Annotated in this window: 2 protein-coding genes; both read left to right on the plus strand. The window is 40.1% G+C overall.

What is annotated here, in order from left to right; genetic code table 11:
* The first annotated feature begins 219 nt into the window (after positions 1–219).
* Complete coding sequence (locus ACERJO_RS20815; RefSeq protein ID WP_373648760.1) at positions 220–681, plus strand: YtxH domain-containing protein; 462 nt, start codon at positions 220–222, stop codon at positions 679–681.
* 646 nt (positions 682–1,327) lie between these two features.
* Positions 1,328–3,538 (plus strand): catalase/peroxidase HPI, encoded by a 2,211-nt coding sequence (gene katG / locus ACERJO_RS20820; protein ID WP_373648761.1) that lies wholly within the window; start codon positions 1,328–1,330, stop codon positions 3,536–3,538.
* The last annotated feature ends 11 nt before the right edge of the window (positions 3,539–3,549 follow it).

The raw sequence follows: 3,549 nt of genomic DNA on the forward strand, positions 1-3,549 counted from the left end.
GATTTTCACTTTTTCAGTGGCTTCCTCATTGCAAGGCTTTCAAAATCGGGCAACGGCTACGCACATTACTTCAAAGCCACTAAAAAAGTTAAAACCAAACTTTTTCAGTGGCCTCTAAAACAGCCCTTTTTGAATGACCTCTATAAAAATCTCAGAAAAAGGTTTCACTTAGCTCAAAAAAGGTATAGAACTATATAACCTAATGAAGGAGTTGTTATAATGAGTAATCAAAAAAATGTGGCAATAGGTACTGTTGTAGGTGGTGTCGTAGGAGCTACAGCCGCTTTACTAACGGCTCCAAAGTCTGGTGATGAACTACGTGAAGACATTAGTAAGCAATTATCGAACGGTAAGAGCAAAACCGAAGAGGTAGCACATGAACTTAAGGAAAAATTAAGTGAGCTTACGACTATTCTTAACGAAAGCTCATCAAATGTATCACAATCCGTCAAACAACAAACCGATAAAATCGTCAAAGAAGCTACGCACCTCCTAAACAAAACGGACAAACAAGAGGAAGTAACGATCGATGACATTCGAGGTATGATAAGGCATATGATGACTGAAGAGAAAGATGCTGGCAAACAAATTAAACAAATTGTTGATGACGAATTGGCAGCCATTCAATCAAAAGTAAAAAGTGATACAAAAGATGTCAAAGAAACGGTGACAAATTCATAGTAGTATAATAAACTGCACAACTAAATGCACTGAAAAGTCCAATTCAACTTTTTCAGTGCATTTCTTACTTGTTGTCTAAAAGTGGCACGAGTAACGATGAAGCCGATGCCTCCTACTTCCCCCTTAAACCCTTTAAAAAGTGAGCAGTAGGTCCTTCTATCATTCATATCGTTCTCTAATTATCAATTAAGGTCACTTAATTGACAAAGATACGAAATCATTATTCTACTACATTCGTCTCATTCAAAGTTTTTATCCTCAACTAGAATGAAAATAGACAGCATCCATGACCTAATTAAATAAAAATTTAAGTATTTAGTCATTTTCGTTTGATGATCAGTGTATATACTATAGTAACATTTAATTATCTCCTTATTCTAATCACCTTTCTTCTACTCTTATAAGCTGTTATTTGACCAAGCTTAACTATCATTATGAACCTCTAAGAATAGTGTGCTTCAAATGAAAACCGAGACTTTTTGAACGGGTAAAATAAAAAATTTATATATTTTCGAGTTATTATTCTTTCTTTTTAAGAAATAGTTTATTATAATAATTACATAATAATAATTATTGTCTTTTTTGTTCATAGTTTTATTCATGAGTACAGACATTAATTATTCATTTTACTTAGGAGGGAATTACTATGCATACAAATAACTCAAGCGGTGGAAAGTGCCCATTCTTACATGGTAGTGTCACTAGCCACACATCACATCCAACAACAAATAAAGATTGGTGGCCTAACCAGCTAAACTTAAATATTCTACGTCAGCATGACAAGAAATCAAACCCTATGGGAGAAGAATTCAATTATGCAGAAGAATTTCAAAAGCTAGACTACGAAGCTTTGAAGAAAGATCTTCATGATTTAATGAGAGATTCGCAAGATTGGTGGCCTGCTGACTACGGTCATTACGGCCCATTCTTCATTCGTATGTCTTGGCATGCGGCAGGTACGTATCGTCAAGGTGACGGTCGTGGTGGTGCTGGAACTGGCGCACAACGTTTTGCTCCACTTAATAGCTGGGAGGACAACGGCAATCTTGATAAAGCTCGTCGCCTACTTTGGCCAATTAAACAAAAGTACGGAAACAAAATCTCTTGGGCTGATTTGCTCGTTCTAACAGGAAACGTTGCCATTGAATCAATGGGACTTAAAACATTTGGCTTCGGCGCAGGTCGTGCTGACATCTGGCATCCAGAAGAAGACATCTACTGGGGATCTGAAACAGAAATGCTTGGAACTAAACGTTATTCAGGTGATCGAGAGCTTGAGAATCCACTTGCTGCTGTACAAATGGGTCTTATCTACGTAAATCCAGAAGGTCCAGATGGTAAGCCAGACCCGATTGCAAGTGCTCATGACATTCGTGAAACGTTTGGACGTATGGGAATGAACGATGAAGAAACCGTCGCTCTTATTGCTGGTGGACACACGTTTGGTAAAGCACACGGTGCAGGAGATCCTTCTCATGTTGGGCCAGATCCAGAAGCTGCTCCAATTGAAGCTCAAGGCTTTGGATGGTTAAGCACTCATGGAAGTGGTAAAGGCGGTGACACGATCACAAGTGGTTTAGAAGGGGCTTGGACTGCCAACCCAACACAATGGGATAATGGATACTTCGATTTATTGTTCGGATATGAATGGTGGTTAACGAAGAGTCCTGCTGGCGCATATCAATGGCTAGCTGTAGATCCTGATGAGAAAGATCTAGCTCCAGATGCAGCAGATCCATCCAAGAAAGTCCCGACTGTCATGTTTACGACTGACTTAGCATTACGTCATGACCCAGAATACGAGAAAATTTCTCGCCGTTTCCATAAGAACCCAGATCAATTTGCCGATGCCTTTGCTCGTGCATGGTTTAAATTACTTCACCGTGATATGGGTCCTAAAGCAAGATACCTAGGTCCAGAGGTGCCAGAGGAGGACCTAATCTGGCAAGACCCAGTACCTCCAGTTGATTATGAATTAACAGATGCAGAAGTAGAAGTACTTAAAACAAAGATTTTGGATTCAGGACTAACCATTAGTGAGCTAGTTACGACAGCTTGGGCTTCTGCTAGTACGTTCCGTGGTTCAGACAACCGTGGTGGTGCCAATGGTGCACGTATCCGTCTCGCTCCACAAAAGGACTGGGAAGTGAATCAACCAGAGCAACTTAATAAAGTTCTTACAGTATTAGAAGGCATCCAAAGCCAATTAGATAAAAAGGTTAGCATCGCTGATTTAATCGTACTTGGTGGTAGTGCGGCAGTAGAGCGAGCAGCAGCAAACGCTGGTTTTGATGTAACAGTTCCATTTGAGGCTGGTCGTGGTGATGCAACACAAGAGCAAACGGATGTCGAAAACTTTGAAGTGCTTGAACCAGTTGCTGATGGCTTCCGTAACTATCAAAAGAAGGAATATAGCGTTACAGCAGAAGAGCTTCTTGTCGACAAAGCTCAATTACTTGGCCTTACAGTACCAGAAATGACTGTTCTTATTGGCGGTATGCGAGTTCTAGGTACAAACTATGGTGGAACACAACACGGCGTATTCACAGATCGTGTAGGTACACTTTCAAATGACTTCTTTGTGAACTTGTTTGATATGGGAGTAGAGTGGAAGCCTGTAGACGGTAACGTATATGATGGTCGCGACCGTAAGACAGGTGAGGTTGTTCGTACAGCAACTCGTGCGGATCTAATCTTCGGTTCTAACTCCGAATTACGCTCAATCGCAGAAGTATATGCTCAAGATGATAACAAAGGAAAGTTTGTCAATGACTTTATCAAAGCTTGGGTGAAAGTGATGAATGCAGATCGCTTTGATCTAGCACGAAAAGAACTTAAGCAAGCTTCAACTAATTAATTCATTAAATC

Origin of the sequence: Halalkalibacter sp. AB-rgal2, from assembly GCF_041821005.1 — a bacterium.
In the GTDB taxonomy this organism is placed as follows: domain Bacteria; phylum Bacillota; class Bacilli; order Bacillales; family Bacillaceae_D; genus Halalkalibacter.

Coding starts and splice junctions, on each gene's coding strand:
- ACERJO_RS20815 (WP_373648760.1), top strand. CDS start 220: ATGAGTAATCAAAAAAATGTGGCAATAGGTACTGTTGTAGGTGGTGTC.
- katG (WP_373648761.1), top strand. CDS start 1,328: ATGCATACAAATAACTCAAGCGGTGGAAAGTGCCCATTCTTACATGGT.